This window comes from Providencia sp. R33 (assembly GCF_019343475.1).
Lineage (GTDB): Bacteria > Pseudomonadota > Gammaproteobacteria > Enterobacterales > Enterobacteriaceae > Providencia.
In genome coordinates this window covers 4,259,060-4,285,306 of sequence record NZ_CP072453.1, presented here as the reverse complement: position 1 = coordinate 4,285,306, position 26,247 = coordinate 4,259,060, and the positions used below count along the sequence as shown (strand labels likewise).

Here is a 26,247-nt window from a genome sequence, read left to right as displayed (position 1 = left end):
AAATTATTTTAAAACATGCGCATAGACACGTTTTTTCTCACCTTCGTTTTTCGATATATACACGCCTTGCAATTCAGGTGCAAAGCCCGGTAGTGCATTGATGCCCGCTTCAAGTGCTTTGAAATAACGCAGCACAGGGCCTGACCACACTTCCCCCGGCACAACACACAAAACGCCCGGTGGGTATGGCAATGCGCCTTCTACCGCAATGCGCCCTTCAAGTTCATCGAGTGGCAATAATTCGCAGTTACCACGTATAAATTCCAAATGTGCTTGTTGTGGGTTCATTTTTACTACAGGGAAATGTGCCTTACGGAACATTTCTTTTTGCAACTGCTTGATATTGTCATTAACGCTCAATTGGTGCATTTCTTGGCATAAACGGCGTAACGTATAACCTTGATAATGCGCTTGGTAGCGTTGATATACCGATGGGAGTACATCTTCTAATAATGCATCTTCATCCAATAATTGTTCGAAACGCACTAAATGGGAGACTAACAGTGCGAGTTTTTCCGTCGTTTCCGCCGGGGTTAATAAAAACAGAATCGAGTTTAAGTCGCATTTTTCAGGGATCACACCGTGCTCACGTAAAAAATGCGCCAAAATAGTCGCTGGAACGCCAAATGACTCATATTCCCCACTTTCCACATCGATACCCGGCGTTGTTAGCATCAACTTGCATGGGTCGACGAAATATAGGTCTTGGGCATACCCCTCAAAGGCGTGCCAACGCTCCTTTGGAATAAAATTAAAGAAACGTTGCTCAGAAGCAATTTGCTCAGTCGGGTATTCATGCCACGCTTTACCCTCAATCAATTCAGGTACAAATGGCCTAAAGTAGCGGCAGTGCTGGAAAATTGATTTACGCACTTCGATACCTGTTTTCACGCAGTCCATCCACATCATTTCACCCGCTTCCCCTTGGTGAATGCGCGCATTGACATCTAACGAGGCAAATAAGGGATAAAATGGGCTGGTCGAGGCGTGCATCATAAAGGCATTATTCAGTTTTTTATGGGAAACAAAACGTTCTTGCCCTTTGATATGGTTATCTTTTTTGTGAATCTGTGACGCTTGTGAAAAGCCAGCCAGTTGCTTGTGCACTGACTGGGTGACCATAATACCGGGGTCGTTTTCATTTAATTCAAGCAACAATGGTGAACACTGGCGCATCATTGGGATGAATTGTTCGTAGCCCACCCACGCCGAATCGAACAAAATATAATCACATAAGTGACCGATTTTATCGACCACTTGCCTTGCGTTGTACACCGTACCGTCGTAAGTCCCAAGTTGGATCACTGCCAAGCGAAAAGGCCGTGTTTGCTGCGCTTTTTCTGGCATCACATCTTGAATTAACTCACGTAAATAGTGTTCTTCGAAACAATGCGCATCAATGCCACCAATAAAACCAAAGGGGTTACGTGCCGTTTCTAAATAAACGGGGGTTGCGCCCGCTTGGATCAGTGCACCGTGGTGGTTAGATTTATGGTTATTGCGGTCAAATAACACCAAGTCACCCGGTGTTAATAACGCATTGAGCACCACTTTATTGGAAGACGATGTGCCGTTAAGCACAAAATAGGTTTTGTCCGCATTAAATACTTTTGCCGCAAACTTTTGGGCTTCTTTTGCTGCGCCTTCGTGGATCAGCAAATCCCCCATCGCCACATCCGCATTGCATAAATCTGTGCGGAATAAATTCTCACCATAAAATTGGTAAAATTGCTCACCCGTTGGGTGACGGCGGAAAAATTGCCCACCCTGATGGCCTGGGCAAGCAAAAGTGACGTTATGGCCCGCAGCATAATCCATCATTCGTGCAAAAAATGGCGGTAATAACTGCGCAAGATACTGGTTCGCAGCATCAAGCAATTGGCGGCTGTTCTCTTCCCGCTCGGAGGGCGCTGGTGGCAGTAATGCAGTGATATAAGACGGTAAGTTTTCATCTGTTGGTAGCTGTTTATCACTGATGATAAACAGCGGAATACTCAGTTTACTCTGTGCTATCCTTTCCCACAGCCCTTGGTTGGCATCTTGTTCAGATAGCACCACCGCAGCAATATTGTTTAACTGTGCATCGCGAATATCTACCCACTGAAATTGGTTAGTGAAATAGATTGCGACCCCCTGGCTACATGCCACATTGATTTTGTTCATAGTAGTCTGGCTCTTAGTTAGCTGAGGAAAAGAGGCGGTCAATATACTTGATAGATCAGGGAATTGGAATGATTTGCGCAGCGGTAAAAATACGGGAAATATGTGGAGTCGAATATTTTTTATAACCCACTGGTTAATAGCATAAAAATATTCGTGCCCCCCAGCACCCCCTTCGAAATATAAAATCAAATAATTTTAAATTTTTAGATAAAATGACCAACTAATAACCGTAATCTATGAAATCAGTCGGTCAATTTATCCTGTATGGGACGTTAGTGGTTTTTTTCCACATACAATGTTTGTGATGGGAAGGCGAAATCCGCACCGTGGTGCTTAACAATCTCAATGATCTTTAAATAAACTTCCTGTTGTGCGGCTAACCACTCAGCCCAAACTGTGGTTTTCGTAAAGCAGTAGACCATAATATTTAACGACGAATCCGCAAACGCATCAAAATACACCAGCAGAGTTTGGCTGGTATCAATATTTTCATCTTGCTGCAACATCGTGCGAATATCGTCGACGATCGCCCCAATTTTATCGGAATCTTCGTAACGTAAACCTAATTCTGTTTTGATCCGACGGTTAGTCATACGCCCCGGATTTTCCACACTAATAGACGAAAAAACTGAGTTAGGGATATACAGCGGGCGGTGGTCAAATGTGACAATCTTGGTGATCCGCCAGCCAATTTCGACAACGGTACCTTCAATATTTCTATCAGGGGAACTGACCCAGTCCCCAATGTTAAATGGCCGGTCAAAATACAGCATCAACCCTGAGAAAAAATTACTCAAGATATCTTTACCCGCCATACCAATCGCAATACCGCCAATGCCCCCAAACGCCATCAACCCTGACAGGCTCAGGCCAAAATGTTCACCAAATAACAGTACCATAATGACAAATACGGTGGTTTTGAACACCCGGGCAACAATACGGGCAGAAGTGGGGTCACTGCCTTTTTTAATTTGTTTTTTTTCTAATCGATTAGCCAGTTGGAAAAGTTTTCGCATTAAAATCAAGGCAATCAATGTGATAGTGATGAAATTAACCAATGGTGTAGAGATAAAATTCAAATCAAAATCTGCTGCAGCCATGTCCACATATTGCGCTGCAACCACCACGACACCACATAACACAACCGTTTGAATAATATGAATAATAATGCTTTTATGCTTGTGCTTATGTTTACGTCGCTTATGGAATATCTCGAAACCAACATACAGCATAAGACACACTGCAATAATGGTCATGCCAATGGCATATTTTTCAAGTAATACTTCTATCATTTCTAACCGCCCTAAAATTCATCTGATAGATATTTTTTAATCGTTTTACTGTGTGTTGTTTGACGTTATCGTGTTATTAAGATAACAATTATAAATATTATTATCCCAATAATTATCAATTACTTTTTAGATCATCCAATAATGAATAGCCCAATATTTTCCCCTAATGAGAAAGAAATTCAAAATGTTTCGGCGTTAAGTTCGCCCGAAAAGTACCGCTATTTTGTCGGCAAAATCGCCGATTGGCAGCAAGTTTGGAGCATCGGCGATGGGCAGAACCTCGTCACGACATGGGATGATGACAAGTGCCTCTCTCTTCCCCTATGGCCTGCAAAAGCGTATGTGGAGTTGTGCTTAACAGGCGAATGGGCAAATTTTACGCCAATGCCATTTACCCTTGAACACTTAATGACAGAAATTTTACCTGATATGCATGAAGCGAATATTAAGGTCGCTCTAATGATGCAACCTGATGGGAAAAAAACACCCACAAATGATGCCTCGCAGTTACTTGCCGATTTAGAGGAAGAATGCCAGCAATATGAGTAAAAGGCAGCATCTCGCTGCCTTTTGTCGTGAAAAACTACTGTTCAACACCTGTAGTCACCGTAAATTCACGGGTTTGCCCTGCGTCGAGCCAAATTAAGGTTTGGTTATTCTTCGCCGCCAAGAAACCTTCTGGTCGGCAAGTGGCAGGAAGTACAAATGCGCCTACTTTTTGGTCACCATTATATAAAATCCACCGTGTTGCAGAGTTCAGTTCGCTGGACTTAAATTGTGTGACAAAGGTGTCCCCTGCTGGTGATGTCATTCTAAATTCTGGGTTTTCTGTGTATTGGCTTAGGTTATCCATAAAGAACACAATTTCTGGGTCACACATTTGTGGTTGGTTAAGCTGATTTAATTTCACCGTGCCAGACTTCAATGCTTCGTTAAACTCGAGCCATTTTTCCGTTGGATGGACATGCCCTGGTATCGATTCACGCAGTTTAATCGCCTGTTCAGGAATGTTTTGTGTCAATGTTGCATTATCCACGTAGGCATAATTCATATGGCACATATATTGAAGTGGCATTGGCACTGACGCCAAATTAGTCACAGACATATGAATATCAAACAGCGAACTATTCGCCTTTAATGACACAGACGGCGCAGCGCGGTAATGATGGCCAAACCCCATGACATACTCATATTCACCACAAATTTTTAAACGATTTTCAGTCAGTTCTAGCCAAGCGCTCTCCATTGGGGCGCAAGGCATTTCGCCATGCAATGGGTGGTTATCTTCTGGTGAAGGGCAACCATTGCTGATTAAACCTGAGTGAAACGCGAAGCAACCATAAGTTTCAATAACCGTAGGAACTGATTTAGGCGCTGAAAACATATTTTCCATTTTCAGATTTTGTCCACAAAATTCAGCATCCCAAATCATTTGCCCGAGAAAAGGCAAGATTGTTAAATAACCTTGTTGGTTTTCAATACGCAAACCTTCCACACCCGTGTGGTAACGAAATGCAGTGGCTGTGAATTGATCATTTTTTAGAATAAGCGTCGGGTTTTCCGTAAATACGCTTTTGTGAAGAGGAATTCGTGTATTCATTTTCATACTCACGGTGAGTTGAGGAAATTGGGCAGTTTTCACTACCCAAGCTAGATGTTATTTAGCCTCTTGTTTCGCTTTAAAGCGGCGTTCACCCACAAAGTAAATACCGACATACACAAAGCACAGCATAGAGACTAAGAAAGAAAGTTGCAGAGAGTGCAGTACGTCAGCCACGTAACCTTGAATAGCGGGTACGACAGCAGCACCGACAATTGCCATCACAATCACCGCACCTGCCATTTCGGTATGTTCGTTGTCTACTGTATCCAATGTACCTGCATAAATTGTTGCCCAGCAAGGCCCAAACAGAATACTGACCATCACCGCAGCATAGACCGCTGTGAAGCTTGGAATAAAGGCAACATAAATTAAGAACAGCGCACCAATCACCGAGTAAATAATCAGGACTTTTTCGGCATTAAAGCGAGTCATTAATATATTGGCGATAAACTTACCGATAAAGAAACACGCAAAGCTGTACACCATGAAATTCGAGGCATCACGTTCGTTAATATCACCCATTTCCAGCGCTAAACGAATAGTGAATGACCAAACCGCAACTTGCATACCTACATATAAGAACTGGGCGATGATCCCTTTTCTAAAGCGGCTATTTTTTGCTAAATATCTTAAGGTTTCTAATGCAGTTGGGCGTTTATGATCTTGGGTTTCTGCTACTTTACATTTAGGGAATTTGGTAATGAGGAAGAGGATCATCACGACCACTAATACCATAATCATATAGCGGTAAGGTTCGAGGGTGTTTTCCAACATTGCTAAGCGAAATTCATGAATTTGCTCTGCATTCATGCTTGCCATCTGACTTTGTAAGCTATCCCCTTCAGAGAACACTAAATATTTGCCCAGTAAGATCCCACCCGCAGCACCGATTGGGTAGAACGTTTGGCTGATATTTAAGCGTAATGTAGCGTATTGTTTAGGGCCAATCATCGAGCTATAGGTGTTCGCTGCAGTTTCAAGGAAGCTTAAACCAATCGCAATGGCGAAGATTGCCGCCAAGAACATGGTATAAGTCGCCATATGAGACGCAGGGAAAAACATACTGCAACCTGCGATATAGAGAATTAACCCCACCATAATCGCATATTTATAGCTGGTTTTTTTGATCACTAAAGAGGCTGGAATAGCGATTAAAAAGTACCCGCCATAGAACGCACTTTGTACTAAAGCTGACGCGAAGTTACTGAGTTCAAAGACACTTTTGAACTGGGTAATTAAAATATCATTTAGTGCTGCGGCACATCCCCACAAAGGGAATAAGCACGATAGTAGGATAAATTGGAATAGAGGAGTCCGGCTCAGGTACCCATCAGGTAACTGAGTGATGTTCTTAATGTTCATAGTAACCCTTATATTTTTATAATTTATACCCTATGAGTTCCTATTCAGCTCTAATGGCGGATTAATACGTCAAAGGGTATTCAGCTACGTTGAGTTTTATTATTTAGCTATGCGTTTGAAGTGTTGATTTGCACAAATTCATTGAATTGCTCAACACTTGGATAAGAAGATTGAGTCCCTTTCCCTGTCACACTAAATGCAGAAAACATCACTGCTTTTTTCAGTGCTTCTTCAATATTCCCCGTGTGTACATAGTAATGAGAGAAGCAACCGATAAAGGCATCCCCCGCACCACTCGTATCGATGGCATTCACTTTGATTGCCGGTATATGTAACTCGCTATCGCGGGTCATCCACAGTGCGCCTTTTTCCCCTAAGGTCACAATGAGGTTTTTCAACCCTTTATCCAGCAGAGATTGTGCTGCACGGCGGACGTTATCCATCGTGTCTACTGGCATATTGGTTAAAATTTCTAATTCCGTTTCATTTGGGACAAAGAAATCACAGCGGCAAGCAAAATCCAGATCGAGCGAACGCTGCGCAGGGGCTGGGTTAAGCAGCACAGGGATCCCATTTTTATTACCAAATGAGATTGCGTGATAAACCGTTTCTAACTGCACTTCTAATTGCAGGACGATCAACTTACATTTTTTCAGATCTTCCGCTGCACGGTCGATATCTTCCGGTGATAAGAACTTGTTGGCCCCTTTGACTATCAAAATACTGTTAGATGAGTTTTGATTGACAAAAATCGGTGCAACACCACTGGATGTGCAAGGAACTTTTTCAACATAACGGGTGTTAATACCGTAAGATTCAAGGTTACGGATGGTGTTATCCGCGAAAATGTCATCCCCAACTTTGGTTAACATAATCACTTTCGAATTTAATTTAGCAGCGGCAACCGCCTGATTCGCACCTTTACCGCCACAACCAATTTTGAACGCGGGCGCTTCTAACGTTTCGCCTTCTTTTGGCATTTGATCGATGTAAGTGATCAAATCAACCATGTTTGAACCAATAACTGCTATATCCATGATGCCCCTCGTGTTAAATAAATCACATAATGATATGATAGTAACATTATCATGTTGCAAAAATATCATTTGTGATTAGGATCTCGAATAACGAATGATCAAGTGTTACATCTACCACATTTCCTCATTCTTTGTTGTCTATCCCACATTTATATAGGAAAGTTGAAAATGCAAGACTTAGCAAAATATATTGATCACACTTTACTTGCTGCTAACGCGACTGTCAGTGATATCACAAAATTATGTGCAGAAGCGGCTGAATACCACTTTGCTTCCGTATGTGTAAATACAGGGTATGTTCCTTTAGCTAGTGAGCTTTTAAAAAACAGCGACGTCAAAGTTTGCTGTGTGGTAGGCTTCCCATTAGGGGCTTGCTTAACCGAAGCAAAAGCGTTTGAAGCGGCTGAAGCGGTGCGTCGCGGTGCAGATGAAGTGGATATGGTGATTAACGTTGGCATGTTAAAAAGCGGCGATTTAGACTTTGTCCGTAAAGACATTGAAGCCGTATTTACCGCCTGCGGTAATGCCACATTAAAAGTAATTTTAGAAAATTGCCTGTTAACGGATGAAGAAATTACACAAGTTTGTGAAATTTGCCGCACAATTAACGTCGGTTTTGTGAAAACTTCAACAGGTTTCAGTACAATGGGTGCGACCGAACACCATGTTGCATTAATGCGCAAAGTGGTTGGTAGCGAAGTCGGTGTAAAAGCCTCTGGTGGCGTACGTGACCGTGAAACAGCAATTAAAATGATTGAAGCGGGCGCAAACCGTGTTGGCGCAAGTGCCAGTGTTTCGATTGTCACAGGAACAACAACAAAGCCGAGTGACTACTAAGTGATGGGGCGCGGTCTAACCGCGCCAATTTTGTATCTCATAAAAGGATTGTAGGGTGATAGAAACTAAACAAAAAGAACGCCTTCGCCGTTTAAGTGAATGTTTGAAACGTTCAGGACGCATTCATTTAAAAGAAGCCGCTAGGATACTCGAAGTCTCTGAAATGACCATTCGCCGAGACCTCAGTGCAGATGCAGAAGGCCCTATCCCGATGTCACTGCTTGGTGGCTACATTGTTTCTGTTACCCAACCTGCTAACTTAGTTGCCCAAGAGCAACAAGCCGATGTTTTCACGCCAGATCAAACCGAAGAACTTTATATTCCTAACCTCGCAGCCAGTATGGTGACAGAGGATGACGTTATTTTCTTCGATAATGGCATTGAAATGGCAACCTTGATTTCTCTGATCCCTGAAGAAATCAGTTTTACGGGGATTTGTTATTCCCATAACGTTTTTCTTGCCCTTAGCCAGAAAAAAAATGCCACGGCTTTGTTATGCGGCGGTGAATATCGCCCCAAAAGTGACTCATTTTACAACCCTTCTTTACCTTCCTTGCTTGACTCAATTAACCCCAAAAAAGCCTTTATTTCCGCCGCAGGTGTCCACGGTACTTATGGCGTAACTTGTTATAATATCGATGATTTACCGATGAAGAAAAAAGCGATGGAAAAATCCATTCGTAAAATTTTATTGGCGCCTTATAACTTGTTTGATGAAGTAGCGACAGCCAATATGGGGGAATTATCACAATTTGATGTGATAGTCACAAACAGGCAGCTTTCTGATGAGTATGAAACATACTGCCGCAATGGGTTTGTGAAAGTAATTTACTGAGTCAAAAAGAGGTGGCGGGCTCACCATTGCCCGCAAAATCAAATCTTCACCGTCAAATAATCTTCCGCGATTTGGGTTGCAGCAAATTCAGCTTGGCATTCTGCAAGTAGCTTTGGAATATCTTCGCTCATATAACGCCCACTTAAATGGGTGGCAATAAAACGTTTTACCCCAGCTTCACGGGCTAATTGGGCCGCTTGTACCGTCGTTGAATGGCCTCGTTCGTTGGCTTTTTCTGCAAAAGCCGCTTCTAACGTGGTTTCATGCACCATCACATCCGCATTTCTAGCCAGCTCAAACGCCAGCGGTGTTGGTTGTGTATCACCAAAAATAGCAATAACTTTACCGGGAATGGGCTCACCAAGGTAATCTGCGCCATTAACCATACGGCCATCTTCAAGGGTAATGGTTTCTCCCGCTTTGAGCGCTTGCATCCATGGGCCACGGGGAATGTTATCACTCGCTAATTTGTTCGCCTCTAACGGCCCGCTTTTGGCGTGCTCTTCAATACGGTAACCATAACATTCGACGCGGTGATCAAGGGGGTAAGCCGTTACAGTCAACTCACCATCATCAAATAATTGACCCGCTTCAATTTCAATAATTTCAAGTGGATAAGTCATATAAGACACACTGACGGACAGCACCGTTTCAATGTACAGCTTGAGCCCTTTAGGCCCATAAAGTGTTAGAGGGTCTGTCGAGCCTCCCATCGAGCGGCTGCACAATAGCCCTGGCAACCCAAAAATGTGGTCGCCGTGCAAATGAGTAATAAATATCTTCTCAATTTTGGGTGCTTTAAATGGGCTATTGAGGATGCGGTGCTGTGTCCCCTCACCACAATCAAACAGCCAATAACTTTTTCGAATGCCGACCAGATTTAATATCATACTGGTGACATTCCGTTCCTTAGTTGGTACGCCAGCACTGGTGCCTAAAAAAGTCAGTTCCATAATTCCTCTATCTATCTCTTTGTTTTATATTGCGAAGAAAAGATTCCAAAGTTTTCCAATTAGATTAACGTTGTTTTTTGCATTGCCTTTTTCTTCTTGTAATTTTCGTCGCGACAAGACCTAACATTCTTATCTTTTCCAACTTGCAAAATTCGCTTCTTTTTAAGTCAAATTAATTCACAAGCTCTGACCCTAAGGTGCATTCCAAAATAGCCGCGTTAATTTTCGCTATTAGGAATACATTGAATGAGCCCCGCTTCTTTAACCGTTAAACAAAAAATCGCTAACGGCTTTGTCATATTTACGGCTATCTGGTCATCCGCCATTATGCCCGTTATCCCCAGCTATGCAAAAATGTTAGATAACAATGATCTGCCAACATTAGGCAGCGACAATATTATTGCTGAAGACAATACGGAACGTTTAGTCGCTGAGTACAGTAAAACACTGGGAACTTTTCTTTCACAGAAGAAAAAATCCAAAGATTTGTCCGATATGGCGCAAAATTATGCGCGAAATAAAGCGACCAATGAAGCCACAAAAGAGATTGAAAGTTGGTTATCCAAATCAGGTAATGCCAAGCTAAGCATTAATCTTGATAAGAAATTATCGGTTAAAAATTCCCAATTAGATTGGCTGATCCCTTGGTATGATCAACCCGACACTCTGTTATTTACACAGCATAGTGTTCATCGCAATGATGGCCGACTGCAAACAAATAATGGCATTGGCTTACGCCGTTTTTATGAAAAAAATACGCTTGGTATTAATGCGTTTATCGATCACGACCTTTCTCACTACCATACGCGAGCGGGCGTTGGTGTGGAATATTGGCAAGATTATCTTAAAGTTAACGCCAATACCTACTTCGCTTTGAGCTCATGGAAAAGTACTTCTGAATTAAACCATGATTTCAATGCCAAGCCTGCCAATGGTTGGGATATCCAAGCAGAGGGTTGGTTACCCGCTTATCCACACTTAGGTGGAAGCCTTAAATATGAACAATATTATGGTGATAGCGTTGCGCTCTTTGAAAAAACAAAACGTCAAAAAAATCCGAAAGCGGCAACTATCGGCGCCCAGTGGACACCATTCCCATTATTAACTCTTAATGCTAACCATAAAATCGGCAGTCAGGGCAAAAAAGAAACTCAAGCTAAAATTCAATTTACATGGACGCTTGGTAAAAGCTTAGCTCATCATTTAGATCCAACCAAAGTGGCAGAAGCGCGTCGCCTCTCTGGGAATCGCTATGATTTTATCGAGCGTAATAACAATATTATTCTTGATTACCAAAAGAAAACCTTATTGCATCTGTCATTACCCGCCAAAATTCAGGGGGAAACTGGGCAAGCTATTCCGCTAGTAAAATCTTTCAGTAGTAAATATCCGCTTAAGCAAATTGTCTGGCAAGCACCCGAATTACTGCTCGCGGGTGGTTCAATCAGTTCTACCGATCAAACCGCGACCGTCATTTTGCCAACTTATAAAACCGCAAATACGGCGGAAACGACTCAAAAAATTAACCGTTACCGCTTACAAGGAACCGCCTTTGATACCAAAGGTAATGCATCCCCCGTTGCGGAAACATTAATTGAAATTACCAATGTTGGGATCATTAGCATTAGCCCTAATGATATTAAATCCCAAGGAAAAGGCCTTGCCAATGGTCATGATGTTAACAGCATCAATGTGGTTGTTAGAGACTCTCATGGAAATGTCGTTCCTAACGCAAAAGTGGTCTTTATCTTGCCAAACGCGCTAACACTTGCGACCAAAAAAATAAATACAGGCACAGTAATCCAATCTGAATTTCAACGAGAATTACGCAAAAAAATGCACGCGATGAAAGTTGATAAACCCAGGGAATACACGGCAACCACCAACTCAAAAGGCGAAGCACAAGTCCAGTTTACGTCACAGGTTGCAGGGACATACGAAGTGAGTGCTTACACAAACAATCATCCGCCTGTAAAAGCTCAAGTCGTTTTCAAGTCAGATATAAAACAAGCTTATGTACGCAGCTTAACCGTTCAAAAAACAGGGGCAGTTGCTGATGGTATCTCGAAAAATCTTGCTAAAATTTACGTAACTGACACCAATGGAAATTTGATTTCAGGACAACACGTTAAACTCACCGCAACAAATGCAAAGCTTGTGGCACCAGAATTGACAAATGAACAAGGTGAGATTGATCTCGTTCTCACGAGTTTAAAAACTGGATTGAGTGAAATTACAGCGACCATTAATGGAAAAAGTGAAACCACTTCCGTTTACTTTATTAATGATAAGCTCACTGGCATTTCCATTACAAATATATCTAAAGCACTTGCTGGCGAAGAAGGGACGATCACGCTGAAGTTAACCGATAAGCAAGGTAACCCTGTTTCAGGCGCAGATGGTACAATTAACGCCCATATTAACCAAATAAAAACACCAATAACAATTTGGGAGATTAACGCTAATTCAGGTGAATATGAAGGTTCTTTGCCGGGGCAAAAACAAGGCGAATATAAAGTCCAAGCGGATATCGATGGTATTCTCTCATCTGAAAGCCTATTTACTGTTTTAGCGCCTTCGAATACTAAACCACTTAACCCTGATGGTAGTGGCCTTAAAGGGCAACTCGGTGTTATTGATAAAGTTGAAATTAACATTAAACCAACCAATAACTTTAAATCCGGAGATGAGCCGCTAATCACCGTAACCCTCACTGATGCTTTTGATAATGAACTTGATGGTATTGATTTTAATAAAATATCTTTAGGTAATCGCAGTGGAGACACTTTAGGCTGGTATGCTGATGGTCATGGGGATTATTCGACTTATTTTCCACTGACGACACTGGGTACTATTGATATTACCGCCTCAATTAACGGTATATTCAGCCCAACAACTGAAATCACCGTGGGCAAAGCCACTGGCAACAACAGTGTGCAAAATATCGTTGTCACCCCCAATACCACAAACCTGAACGCAGGCGACAAGCCCACTATTAAGGTCGAGTTAACCGATAAAAACGGTAATCAAGTCAAAGACATCAAAGAGATTGAGGTCACCATTGGCAACGACAAACACACCCTGCCTGTGACCCCAAACACCGATGGTAGCTACACCGCCGAACTGCCTGCGCAGCAAAGTGGCGATAAACAAATTAGTGTCTCCGTGAATGGCAAGGACTCCAATAAAGAAACCCTGAATGTGCAGCAGCCAGCACCTGTCTCACCAAACAACCAAGGGCAGAAAGATCAGAAAGGCGTCGTCAAGACACTCGAGATCAAAACAGGCTCCATCAGCAACTTAAAATCTGGCGATACCCTTGACGTCACCGTCACAGTGACCGACGCCTTTGGTAATGGCATCAAAGGGTTAGATAAAAATAACCTTCACTTAGGCAACCTGAAAGGTGACACGTTAAATTGGGTCGATAACAATGATGGCAGCTACACCGCTCAAGTGCCCTTAAAAGACCTCGGCAATATCGATGTAACCGCATCCATTAACGGTCTTTCCAGCCAAAAAACCGACATCACCGTGGGCAAAGCCACGGGCGATAACAGCGTGCAAAATATCGTTGTCACCCCCAATACCACAAACCTGAACGCGGGTGACAAGCCGACTATTAAGGTCGAGTTAACCGATAAAAACGGCCATCAGGTCAAAGATATCAAAGAGATTGAGGTCACCATTGGCAACGACAAACACACCTTGCCAGTGACCCCAAACACCGATGGTAGCTACACCGCCGAACTGCCCGCGCAGCAAAGTGGCGATAAACAAATTAGTGTCTCCGTGAATGGCAAGGACTCCAATAAAGAAACCCTGAATGTGCAGCAACCAGCACCTGTCTCACCAAACAACCAAGGGCAGAAAGATCAGAAAGGCGTCGTCAAGACACTCGAGATCAAAACAGGCTCCATCAGCAACTTAAAATCTGGCGAAACCCTTGACGTCACCGTCACAGTGACCGACGCCTTTGGTAATGGCATCAAAGGGTTAGATAAAAATAACCTTCACTTAGGCAACCTGAAAGGTGACACGTTAAATTGGGTCGATAACAATGATGGCAGCTACACCGCTCAAGTGCCCTTAAAAGACCTCGGCAATATCGATTTAACCGCATCCATTAACGGTCTTTCCAGCCAAAAAACCGACATCACCGTGGGCAAAGCCACTGGCAACAACAGTGTGCAAAATATCGTTGTTACGCCAAACACAAAAACCCCAAATGCGGGGGACAAGCCGACTATTAAGGTCGAGTTAACCGATAAAAACGGCCATCAGGTCAAAGATATCAAAGAGATTGAGGTCACCATTGGCAACGATAAACACACCCTGCCTGTGACCCCAAACACCGATGGTAGCTACACCGCTGAACTGCCTGCGCAGCAAAGCGGCGACAAACTGATTAATGTCTCTGTGAATGGCAAAGACTCCAACAAAGAAACCCTGAATGTACAGCCACCTGCACCAGTTTCGCCCAACAGCCAAGGGCAGACAGGCCAACAAGGTGTGGTGGATAAACTCGACATCAAAACAGGCTCCATCAGCAACTTAAAATCTGGCGATACCCTTGACGTCACCGTCACAGTGACCGACGCCTTTGGTAATGGCATCAAAGGGTTAGATAAAAATAACCTTCACTTAGGCAACCTGAAAGGTGACACGTTAAATTGGGTCGATAACAATGATGGCAGCTACACCGCTCAAGTGCCACTCAAAGACCTCGGCAATATCGATTTAACCGCATCCATTAACGGTATTTCCAGCCAAAAAACCGACATTACCGTGAGCAACGCAACGGGTGATAACAATGTGCAAAATATCGTTGTTACGCCAAACACTAAAACCCCAAATGCGGGCGACAAGCCAACTATTAAGGTCGAGTTAACCGATAAAAACGGCCATCAGGTCAAAGATATCAAAGAGATTGAGGTCACCATTGGCAACGATAAACACACCTTGCCAGTGACCCCAAACACCGATGGTAGCTACACAGCTGAACTGCCCGCGCAGCAAAGTGGCGATAAACAAATTAGTGTCTCCGTGAATGGCAAGGACTCCAATAAAGAAACCCTGAATGTGCAGCAACCAGCACCTGTCTCACCAAACAATCAAGGGCAGAAAGATCAGAAAGGCGTCGTCAAGACACTCGAGATCAAAACAGGCTCCATCAGCAACTTAAAATCTGGCGATACCCTTGACGTCACCGTCACAGTGACCGACGCCTTTGGTAATGGCATCAAAGGGTTAGATAAAAATAACCTTCACTTAGGCAACCTGAAAGGTGACACGTTAAATTGGGTCGATAACAATGATGGCAGCTACACCGCTCAAGTGCCCTTAAAAGACCTCGGCAATATCGATTTAACCGCATCCATTAACGGTCTTTCCAGCCAAAAAACCGACATCACCGTGGGCAAAGCCACTGGCAACAACAGTGTGCAAAATATCGTTGTTACGCCAAACACAAAAACCCCAAATGCGGGGGACAAGCCGACTATTAAGGTCGAGTTAACCGATAAAAACGGCCATCAGGTCAAAGACATCAAAGAGATTGAGGTCACCATTGGCAACGATAAACACACCTTGCCAGTGACCCCAAACACCGATGGTAGCTACACCGCTGAACTGCCTGCGCAGCAAAGCGGCGACAAACTGATTAATGTCTCCGTGAATGGTAAAGACTCCAACAAAGAGACCCTGAATGTACAACCACCTGCGCCAGTCACGCCCAACAGCCAAGGGCAGACAGGCCAACAAGGTGTGGTGGATAAACTCGACATCAAAACAGGCTCCATCAGCAACTTAAAATCTGGCGATACCCTTGACGTCACCGTCACAGTGACCGACGCCTTTGGTAATGGCATCAAAGGGTTAGATAAAAATAACCTTCACTTAGGCAACCTGAAAGGTGACACGTTAAATTGGGTCGATAACAATGATGGCAGCTACACCGCTCAAGTGCCACTCAAAGACCTCGGCAATATCGATTTAACCGCATCCATTAACGGTCTTTCCAGCCAAAAAACCGACATCACCGTGGGCAAAGCCACGGGCGATAACAGCGTGCAAAATATCGTTGTCACCCCCAATACCACAAACCTGAACGCGGGTGACAAGCCGACTATTAAGGTCGAGTTAACCGATAAAAACGGCCATCAGGTCAAAGACATCAAAGAGATTGAGGTCACTATTGGCAACGATAAACACACCTTGCCAGTGACCCCAAACACCGATGGTAGCTACACCGCTGAACTGCCTGCGCAGCAAAGCGGCGACAAACTGATTAATGTCTCCGTGAATGGTAAAGACTCCAACAAAGAGACCCTGAATGTGCAGCAACCAGCACCTGTCTCACCAAACAACCAAGGGCAGAAAGATCAGAAAGGCGTCGTCAAGACACTCGAGATCAAAACAGGCTCCATCAGCAACTTAAAATCTGGCGATACCCTTGACGTCACCGTCACGGTGACCGACGCCTTTGGTAATGGCATCAAAGGGTTAGATAAAAATAACCTTCACTTAGGCAACCTGAAAGGTGACACGTTAAATTGGGTCGATAACAATGATGGCAGCTACACCGCTCAAGTGCCACTCAAAGACCTCGGCAATATCGATGTAACCGCATCCATTAACGGTATTTCCAGCCAAAAAACCGACATTACCGTGAGCAACGCAACGGGTGATAACAATGTGCAAAATATCGTTGTTACGCCAAACACTAAAACCCCAAATGCGGGCGACAAGCCGACTATTAAGGTCGAGTTAACCGATAAAAACGGCCATCAGGTCAAAGATATCAAAGAGATTGAGGTCACCATTGGCAACGATAAACACACCCTGCCAGTGACCCCAAACACCGATGGTAGCTACACCGCTGAACTGCCAGCACTGCAAGCAGGCGATCATCAAATTACTGCCACAGTGAATGGGCAAAGCTCCACTCAAGACACTCTAGAAGTGAAAAAGCCAGCGCCAATTGGCTCAAATAGCTCAAGCGGAACGGGTAAGCATGGTGAACGAGGCGTTATCAATAACATTAGTATGAAGACAAGTGATGCCACACATCTGCAATCAGGTAACACGCTAGATATCACAGTAACCATCATTGATGCCTTTAATAATCCGTTAACGGCTATCGACCCTAGTAATATCATTCTGGATGGCTATAAAGCGAGCTCACTGAAATGGTTAGATAACGGTGATGGCACTTACACGACGCCTTTGCTGTTAACACAAATAGGCACTAATGAGTTAGTGACGTCAATTAATGGCCATAAGTCACCATTGCTCACCATTACAGTAGGCAATACGACTGATATCAATAAAGTGGCTAATGTCGAACTGGAACCCATTACCCCAAGTGAAGCAGGTGAGAGCCAAACTATCACGGTGAAGGTCACCGATAAGTATCAGCACCCCGTTACCGCGATTAATAACGTGATAGCGGTGAATATCGACGGCCAATCGGCATCTATTATTTTAGCCGAGTCACGCACTCAAGAAGGGACTTACACGGGAACGTTACCGGCACAGAATGCAGGTAACTACACTGTTAAAGTGACAGCTAACAATAAAACGGTCTCGAAACCTTGGACAGTTAAAACCGCAGCAACCATCACGGTGAAAGAAAAAGATGGGAGCGGCGCAGAAAACCAACGTGGTGTAGTCAAAACGGTTACTTTAGCCTCATCACCAATTAATGACCTAAAGTCAGGCCAATCATTACAATTAACCGTGACACTTAAAGATGCTTTTGGTAACACCCTTGAAGGGATCAGTGGTACTAGCCTTCAGTTAAAACATCAACAACCAAGAGTGAGTTCCACTATTTGGGTAGATCTCCGTAACGGCGACTACACCACTATTTTGCCACTCACAAAAATTGGTCAAGACACTTTAACTGTGAAAGTGAACCAAATAACCACGCTTCCACTTAATATTAATGTTGGGAATGCCACGAGTACGACTCACATTCACAAAGTTGACATCAAAAATATCGAAAAACCCGCAGCGGGTGAAACCAGTGCCATTACCTTGGTGCTTACTGATGCCAATAACCAACCCATTACAGGAATAAATAATAACGCGGTCGTCTCCATCAATGGCGCAGAAGAGTTACTTAAGATAACGGAAACAGTCAATAAAGGAACTTATCGCGGTACACTTTCTGGCCAAAAATCAGGAGACCATAAAGTCATTGTTACCGTTGGTGGTGTTAAATCCACAGAATCAACTTTAACCGTAAGTGCGCCAGTGCCTATTACGATTAATCATGGCGGTAAATCCGGTTCTCGCGGTGTGACGAGTCGTGTAGCACTTACCGTTTCACCAATCAAAGACTTAAAGTCTGGCGACACATTAATGCTAACGGCGATATTGGAAGATGCCTTTGGTAATCCATTGACAGGTGTCGATTTAACGCAATCGCTCACTCATAAACAAACAGGCAAAGTCACTTGGACAGCACAAAAAGATGGAACCTATACGGCTAATTTAGTCTTAACACAATTGGGGTTAGATCACGTATTTATCACCGTAAATCAGAGACAAAGTCCAACCATTATTATTGATGTCAAATCACAGTTAGGGATTAACGCTATCCATAAAATCGATATCAGTGATATCACCAATGCAACTGCAGGTGCGCAAAGTACCTTTACCGTTGCCTTGACCGATGCTCAAGGTAACCCTGTTAATGGTATCCAAAACCTTGATGTCACCCTCGATAAGCAAAAACTGCCAAACATCGTAGTGACTCAACAAGCGGATGGCCGCTACAGTGGAAAATTACCGGGGCAACAAAGCGGGTCTTATGACGTGGTGATTAGTGCCAATAAACAGTCATCGGTGGCAAAAACACTGACAGTGGCACAACCCGACACGGTAACCGAAAATGGTGGTGGCACAGCAGGCCAGCGTGGCGTTGTTAGCGATGTTGAACTGAAAACAGCAACAGCAAGTTTGGTGTCTGGTGATAACGTATTGCTGACTGTGACGTTAAAAGATAGCTTTAATAACCCACTGAAAGGCGTCGACAGTGCCAACATTGTGCTACAACACAACCAGCAAGCCGCTACCGTGACATGGATTGACCAAAATAACGGCAGCTATACCACCACATTGCCATTAAACACATTGGGCAGTGATGTGCTAAAAGCCACGGTGAATAGCAATGAGAGCTTGCCTATTAACATTGACGTGGCCAGCCCACATCACGTTACCCAAGTTCATCGATTGACCCTTGAGCCTATTTCATCCTCATCAACAGGTTCAGCGCAAACCATTACCGTAAAAGTCGCTGATACGAATAGTCATGGTGTCACACAAATTGCGGATGACATTAAAGTCACTCTCAATGGCAAGCCGCTCAACTTAACATTAGTTGAATCTAAAACGGATAAGGGCACTTACACCGCCACCCTGCCTGCACAAAAAGCAGGAAATTACTCGGTTAAAGTGACCGTGAATAAGCAGGAAGCGAAAGAAACGTGGGTTGTTAACACTGCGACGCCCCTCAAAGCCACCAATACGGATGGCTCTGGTATTCAAGGCAATGCAGGTGTCGTGAGTTCCGTTGAACTGGCAACAACAGCATCAAGTTTCAAATCAGGTGAGTCAGTAAAACTGACACTGACCTTAAAAGATGCGTTTGATAACACCCTTAGCGGCATTGACGTGAAAAACATCACGTTAACGCATAAGCAAACAGGTCATGTGACTTGGGTTGATAACAAAGATGGCACCTATACCGCTGACTTACCACTTACCACATTGGGTACAGACCGCTTAGTGGCCACTGTTAACCTGATAAAAAGTACGTCAGTTGACCTTAACGTTGAAAAAGCAATTGGAAACAGCCAGATCCATCAGGTTGACATTGTTGATATTACCAAGCCACAAGCGGGTGAAGAAGCCGCCTTTACCGTATCTTTAACCGATACTAATAGCCATGCTGTCATGGGGATCACTGAGGTCACCGTGAATATCGCAAAACAACAACCGCTAACGATTGCAGTGACTCAACAAGCGGATGGCCGCTACAGCGGAAAATTACCGGGGCAACAAAGCGGGTCTTATGACGTGGTGATTAGTGCCAATAAACAGTCATCGGTGGTAAAAACACTGACAGTGGCACAACCCGACACGGTAACCGCAAATGGTGGTGGCACAGCAGGCCAGCGTGGCGTTGTTAGCGATGTTGAACTGAAAACAGCAACAGCAAGTTTGGTGTCTGGTGATAACGTATTGCTGACTGTGACGTTAAAAGATAGCTTTAATAACCCATTAAAAGGCGTCGACAGTAACAATATTACACTGATGCACAAACAAACGGGTAATGCCACTTGGACTGACCATAATAATGGCCAATACACCACCACCTTGCCTATAAAGGTACTGGGAAGCGATGCATTAACCGCTACCGTCAATACCATAAATAGTTCAGCGGTAAATATAACCGTGGAGAATACTGCCGACATTAAGCAGGCGAGCAAACTGACCCTTGAGCCTATTTCATCCTCATCAACAGGTTCAGCGCAAACCATTACCGTAAAAGTCGCTGATACGAATAGTCATGGTGTCACACAAATTGCGGATGACATTAAAGTCACTCTCAATGGCAAGCCACTCAACTTAACATTAGTTGAATCTAAAACGGATAAGGGCACTTACACCACCACGTTGCCTGCACAAAAAGCAGGAAATTACTCGGTTAAAGTGACCGTGAATAAGCAGGAAGCGAAAGAAACGTGGGTTGTTAACACTGCGACGCCCCTCAAAGCCACCAATACGGATGGCTCTGGTATTCAAGGCAATGCAGGTGTCGTGAGTTCCGTTGAACTGGCAACAACAGCATCAAGCTTCAAATCAGGTGAGTCAGTAAAACTGACACTGACCTTAAAAGATGCGTTTGATAACGCACTGAATGGCATTGAGGTGAAAAACATCACGTTAACGCATAAGCAAACAGGCCATGTGACTTGGGTTGATAACAAAGATGGCACCTATAGCGCTAACGTAGACTTAAAAATACTTGGCAAAGATGCACTAACCGCCACGGTTAATAAAATCAACAGCCAAGTAATTGATTTCGAAGTGATAAAAACTGACGGCATCAGTAAAGTCAAAAACGTTAAGATCTTAAGTCTCCCGACAGCAATTGCAGGTATGGACAGCGCATTAGTGGTTGCATTGACGGATTTAAATAATCACGCCGTCACGGGTATCACAGAGGTCACCGTTAAAATCGATAATACACAGTCATCGAAGATTGCAGTCGCCCCACTCAATAATGGTCACTACATTCTCACACTACCGGCTAAACAAAGTGGCTCCTATGACATTGTTATTACTGCTAATAATATCAATTCAGCGTCTAAAACATGGATAGTATCAAACCCAAGTACTATCGTTGCCGAAAATAGTGACGGGAGTGGAACTCAAGGCCAACGTGGCGTGGTTGCTAACGTGCAGTTTAGTACCGCACAGTCAAGCAATCTACAAGCAGGCAGCCATCTGGCATTAACGGTAATGTTAAAAGATAGCTTTAATAACCCACTGAGGGGTATCGACAGCAACAGTATCGCTATTACTCATCAACAATCGGGCTCTGTAACTTGGAAAGACAATGGGAATGGCACTTATACCGCTGACGTATTATTGAGTCAGTTAGGTCCAGACATCTTAAAAGTCACGGTTAATCGCATTAGCCAATCACAAACTATCGATGTTAAAGCCCCACAGGGTAAATCTGCCGTGCACAAGGTGGAATTAAACGCGGCGAACAAAACGTGGACAGTTGGTGATTCTGTCGAATTGCAATTAACCTTAGCGGATAGCCATGGCAACGGTGTTGAAAAGGTACAAATCTCAGACATTCAATTAGAGCATAACCATGTGCTTGCGACTAAATTGACGTGGTTAGAGAAAGGTGCGGGTATTTACACAACCACCATCCCATTACACAAACAAGGGAAAAACACCTTTGTAAGCCAAGTAAATAACAAAGCAAGCACTGCACTTGCAGTCAATGTCAGCGCACTAACAGACCCTGCACAGGTAAAAGCCGTTGAGCTCAAAGCCAGCACAAACCAACTGACTGTGGGAAGTCAAACAGAGCTAACACTGTCATTAACAGACCAATGGAATAATGGTGTCGAAGGGATCACCGATAAAGATATCACCATTAATGATGCGCACATTAAGAAAAACCTCACAGGTTTAAGCTGGGTATCAAAAGGGAATGGTAGCTATACTGCGTCAACAGTGGTCTCTATCGCAGGGATCCACTCGCTCAGAGCAACGGTTAACCAAGTACAAAGTCATAATGTATTGATTAACGCATTGCCATCAACCAGCCAAAGCCATATCAATAAGGTTCAGTTAACCGCAAACTTAAGCACCATTACTGCGGGCAGTAAAGTCACGTTATCTTTGAAAGTAACTGATATGGATAACAATCCAGTCATTCGCCTCAATAATAATACGATCACACTGACTGACGGTAACCATAAAGTATCCGCTGTCTGGGATGAAGATAGCCATGGCTTAGGTCTCTACACCACCAATATTATGCTCAGTGATGTTAAAACACATAATCTGATGGCGAGTATTGGGCAGTTTACCGATACAACTGATGTCACGGTCAATTCACCCGTGGGTAAAGATGCCGTGAAGACAATCACCATTTCACCAATAGCCAACAGTGATGCAGGGCAGCCATCATCACTATCCATTGGTTTAACTGATCAATATAAAAACCCAGTTAAAAATGTCAGCAGTAGCGATATCACTGTGACAATCAATAGGCAAAAGCAACGCATTATATTTATGGAAAAAAATGTATTGAATAAATATATCGCTCAACTACCAGCATCTAAAACAGGCCGCTACCAGATAATGGTGGAAGCCAACGGACAATCAGAAACTGTCCATTGGGATGTTAACTCACCTAAAGAGATCCCTATCACCTCTTATGATAAAGATGGGTTAAGAGGCTCATTAGAGACGATTTCGATAACCCACAGCGCTAAAACTCATGCTGTCAATTCAGGTGATAACATCACGCTAACGGTTGGGCTAAAAGATAAGTTCGATAATACACTGACTGGCGCGGCAAGCTCATTGAAATTGTTGACTAATTTACATTCAGCCTCTGCATGGAAAGAACTCAGTGGAGGGTTGTATACTCAAGAACTCACAATGAACAAACTACGCAAGCAACCCATTCAAGTGGTAGCCGATAAAGTACTCAGCGATAAACTGGAGCTAAACGTTGCCCCAGCCAAAGGGGCAAATCATGTCTATAAAACCACACTTGAAACCAATGAAGGTACCATTGAAGCAGGTAAAGACATGCTATTGACATTGACCTTAACGGATAATGTTAATAATAGTGTTATTGACGTCGATACAAATGCTATTCAGCTCACCAACAATGGAAAACTCACTGCGGTTACATGGGCGAATCCACAAGATGGCGTGTATACCAGCAAGCTTCCGTTAGACATTGTCGGTAATTACCAATTTAAAGCCACGGTAAATAACCAACCAAGCCGTATCGAAACCATCGAGGTCACAGCACCAAGTGGCCAAGCGAAGGTGGCTAAAGCGCAATTAGCCAGCAATATTGCATCATTAGATGCAGGTAAAAACTTGGAATTAACGCTAACCTTGAAAGATCAACACGATAACTTCGTGATTGGCGTTAATGGTGCAGATATTACCCTAAAAGATAGCCATACCACTGAAGTGATTGATAATAACCGAGTCGCATGGCGTATGGTGTCTGAAGGAATTTACAACGCCTCTATTCCTTTAACGCTTATTGGGAACCATATGCTGACTGTAACTGTTAATCATCAGTCAGCGTCAACATCGCGAATTACCGTTAATTCGCTGAAAGGCACAGGTAACGTGAACCAAATCACGCTAACTGCGGCACAAAACACGATGTCTGCGGGTGAAAAAACAACGCTCACATTAAATGTCCTAGATAGCTTTGGCAATGCCGTGAGTGATGTATTACCTTCAGACATCAACTTAACCAATGCCGATGCGCAAATTACAACACTTGCATCATGGACTAAAGTCCCTTCAACGATAGGAACTTACAACGCAAGCGTTCAGCTTAATAAAGTCATGGCTCACACCTTGATTGCTAAAGTAAATGGGCAGACTAAAACGACTCAGATCCAAGTTAACCCAATGAAAGGGGTTAAAAATGTCGCAGCTGTTAGCTTACAAGCGCCATCAACTTTCGAAGTTGATGAGAAAAACAAACTGACACTGACATTAACGGATAAATTTGGTAATGGTGTTGTTGAAGTTAACCCGAGTGATATCTCTCTTATCCTTGGGTCAACAAAACACGTGGTGACATGGGTTGAGGATAAAAATGGAGTTTATCGCACGGAATTAGCCTTAAACAAAGTGGGTAATCAATCTATTTCAGGGGAAGTCAATCATCTCTCTGACACCAAAACTACCCGTGTTAATTCACCAACCGGAAAAGACAAAGTGGCGTCAATACGCCTCACACCAAGTAAAGACAGTGTATTACCTGGTAAGCCAGTGACGCTTTACTTAATCTTGGAAGATCAGTACGGAAACGGTCTAAAAAATATCGGCAGTACTGATATTTCACTTTCCGATAGTCATTCTGCTGAAAGTTTCACATCACCAAATTGGGCCGAAAATAGCGATCGACCCGGTTTTTATTCTGCCTCCGTGAACTTGAAAAAAACCACTGAGCATACGTTAACCGTTGGCGTGAATAACGTATCTCAGGCGACCAAAATCACCGTTCAACCATTTACCGATGTAAAACAGATCAATAGTGTTGAGCTACTTATTGACCAAAAACAGATTTCTTTAGGTGGAAAAGTGAACTTCACGGTAACCACGAAAGATATCTATGGAAACGACGTCACGATAAAAGCGACTGATATACAATTACAGAATGCCAATGGCACGATTCACCAACCAACGTGGCAATTACAAGGAGCACAGCACAAAGGGGAGCTTACCTTGTCCACCAGCGGGAGCTATGTGATCACCGCTCAAGTGGGGGCACAAACGAGTGCACCAACTAACCTAACCGTGCAAACGGGTAAACCTGTTTTTGCAGCTGGGAAGAGTGAATTTTCTGTAAATAAAGATGATATTGACGAAGGAAGTAATGCCAATATCACCATAAAGCTAGAGCTCAAAGATGCAAGCGGAACCCCTATTTCAGGTAAAAAACCGCATATTTCGGCCAGTGCAGGAACCATTGTGGCTACCATGAAAGAAACAACGAATGGCGTATATACCAGCACCTTTAATAATTCTGTTGTGGGTAAATCAGAGATTACAATTGATAACCATTCCATTGATTATAGCGGTGTTGTTTCACCGATTACGGTTGTTACCTATGGTAAATCAAACATCCTAACCACTCCTGGAAATCATATACTTTCCATCAATGATGGGTTCCCAAATACCGGATTTGCAGATGCGAGCTTCCAAATTACCGTCCCTATTGGGCAACAAACAGATTACGATTGGAGTGTTGATGAGGACTGGTTATCTATTAATGATAAAGGGGTAGTCACCATGTTACGCAAGCCAACCCCAATCGGGGGGCGTAATGCAATGAAGCCTATATTTAAAGGAGTACCAAAAGCGCATACAGGCTATAAACGCACGGTTAATTATCAATTTACGTTGAAAAAATGGTACATCAGCGAAGCAGCAAAAACGATGTCCAATGCTAGACAATTGTGTTCAGCACCTTATCGAATGGCATCCAAAGCTGATATTTCTGACGGTACTCAATTGCGTTTTGCCTCGAATCAATATGTCTATAATGAGTGGGGAAACCATGCATTAAGCACAAAACTGAAAGCAGTCAAAATTTGGACATCGGACATTCAAGAGGAGAATGAAAACAGCTATTTTATCCCTTCGGTGAATAAATTTAATACCGATTCTAATCTGAAAGATTATTTTGTTTATAATATGGCGACCGCACTCTGTGTTGAAGACCTTAACTAAATACAAAGCCCCTTCGGGGGCTTTTGTGGTTGTTGACAAAGCAGGATAAAAACGTGGTTTTTCCTACTTTGTGTTATCAGCCGAAAATCAATAAATTGATTTTCCTTTGTTTTTATTCAAAACC

The 26,247-nt window shown here is 43.4% G+C and carries 10 protein-coding genes; 4 read left to right on the top strand and 6 right to left on the bottom strand.

All coding sequences use genetic code 11. The features are described from left to right. Positions 1-3 precede the first annotated feature (3 nt). On the bottom strand, positions 4-2,163 hold the full coding sequence (locus tag J6836_RS19930) for an ornithine decarboxylase (protein WP_219245569.1): 2,160 nt from the start codon (positions 2,161-2,163) through the stop codon (positions 4-6). A gap of 272 nt (positions 2,164-2,435) precedes the next feature. Beyond that, positions 2,436-3,455 (bottom strand): mechanosensitive ion channel family protein, encoded by a 1,020-nt coding sequence (locus J6836_RS19925; protein ID WP_219245568.1) that lies wholly within the window; start codon positions 3,453-3,455, stop codon positions 2,436-2,438. Positions 3,456-3,596: 141 nt separating this feature from the next. Between J6836_RS19925 and J6836_RS19920 the strand changes: the two genes are divergently transcribed. Then, a complete protein-coding gene (locus J6836_RS19920) occupies positions 3,597-4,004 on the top strand; it encodes a DUF2750 domain-containing protein (RefSeq protein ID WP_219245567.1) in 408 nt (135 codons plus the stop codon). A gap of 34 nt (positions 4,005-4,038) precedes the next feature. Here the strand turns inward: J6836_RS19920 and J6836_RS19915 are convergent, their stop codons facing one another. The 3 genes from J6836_RS19915 to rbsK all read right to left on the bottom strand — a co-directional run bounded on the left by J6836_RS19915 (position 4,039) and on the right by rbsK (position 7,457). Next, on the bottom strand, positions 4,039-5,055 hold the full coding sequence (locus J6836_RS19915; RefSeq protein ID WP_219245566.1) for an aldose 1-epimerase family protein: 1,017 nt from the start codon (positions 5,053-5,055) through the stop codon (positions 4,039-4,041). A 57-nt stretch (positions 5,056-5,112) separates the two neighbouring features. Continuing rightward, on the bottom strand, positions 5,113-6,420 hold the full coding sequence (fucP, locus tag J6836_RS19910; protein ID WP_219245565.1) for an L-fucose:H+ symporter permease: 1,308 nt from the start codon (positions 6,418-6,420) through the stop codon (positions 5,113-5,115). 107 nt (positions 6,421-6,527) lie between these two features. Continuing rightward, positions 6,528-7,457, bottom strand: a complete 930-nt coding sequence (gene rbsK, locus J6836_RS19905; RefSeq protein WP_219245564.1) for a ribokinase — start codon at positions 7,455-7,457, stop codon at positions 6,528-6,530. 168 nt (positions 7,458-7,625) lie between these two features. Between rbsK and deoC the strand changes: the two genes are divergently transcribed. After that, positions 7,626-8,294, top strand: coding sequence for a deoxyribose-phosphate aldolase (gene deoC, locus J6836_RS19900; protein ID WP_219245563.1), 669 nt, complete (start codon positions 7,626-7,628; stop codon positions 8,292-8,294). 55 nt (positions 8,295-8,349) lie between these two features. Next, on the top strand, positions 8,350-9,129 hold the full coding sequence (gene deoR / locus J6836_RS19895; RefSeq protein WP_219245562.1) for a DNA-binding transcriptional repressor DeoR: 780 nt from the start codon (positions 8,350-8,352) through the stop codon (positions 9,127-9,129). A 38-nt stretch (positions 9,130-9,167) separates the two neighbouring features. Here the strand turns inward: deoR and rnz are convergent, their stop codons facing one another. After that, positions 9,168-10,082: a ribonuclease Z gene (rnz, locus tag J6836_RS19890; RefSeq protein ID WP_219245561.1), complete on the bottom strand. Its 915-nt coding sequence runs from the start codon at positions 10,080-10,082 to the stop codon at positions 9,168-9,170. Between the two features lie 246 nt (positions 10,083-10,328). On the opposite strand from rnz, the gene J6836_RS19885 reads away from it, so the two are divergent. Beyond that, the gene (locus tag J6836_RS19885; protein ID WP_219245560.1) at positions 10,329-26,123 is read left to right on the top strand and encodes an invasin domain 3-containing protein; all 15,795 of its coding nucleotides are present in this window, start codon (positions 10,329-10,331) and stop codon (positions 26,121-26,123) included. The last annotated feature ends 124 nt before the right edge of the window (positions 26,124-26,247 follow it).

Excerpts from the sequence above, each read along its gene's own strand:
- J6836_RS19930 (WP_219245569.1), bottom strand. The coding sequence starts at position 2,163 with ATGAACAAAATCAATGTGGCATGTAGCCAGGGGGTCGCAATCTATTTC.
- J6836_RS19925 (WP_219245568.1), bottom strand. The coding sequence starts at position 3,455 with ATGATAGAAGTATTACTTGAAAAATATGCCATTGGCATGACCATTATT.
- J6836_RS19920 (WP_219245567.1), top strand. The coding sequence starts at position 3,597 with ATGAATAGCCCAATATTTTCCCCTAATGAGAAAGAAATTCAAAATGTT.
- J6836_RS19915 (WP_219245566.1), bottom strand. The coding sequence starts at position 5,055 with ATGAATACACGAATTCCTCTTCACAAAAGCGTATTTACGGAAAACCCG.
- fucP (WP_219245565.1), bottom strand. The coding sequence starts at position 6,420 with ATGAACATTAAGAACATCACTCAGTTACCTGATGGGTACCTGAGCCGG.
- rbsK (WP_219245564.1), bottom strand. The coding sequence starts at position 7,457 with ATGGATATAGCAGTTATTGGTTCAAACATGGTTGATTTGATCACTTAC.
- deoC (WP_219245563.1), top strand. The coding sequence starts at position 7,626 with ATGCAAGACTTAGCAAAATATATTGATCACACTTTACTTGCTGCTAAC.
- rnz (WP_219245561.1), bottom strand. The coding sequence starts at position 10,082 with ATGGAACTGACTTTTTTAGGCACCAGTGCTGGCGTACCAACTAAGGAA.
- J6836_RS19885 (WP_219245560.1), top strand. The coding sequence starts at position 10,329 with ATGAGCCCCGCTTCTTTAACCGTTAAACAAAAAATCGCTAACGGCTTT.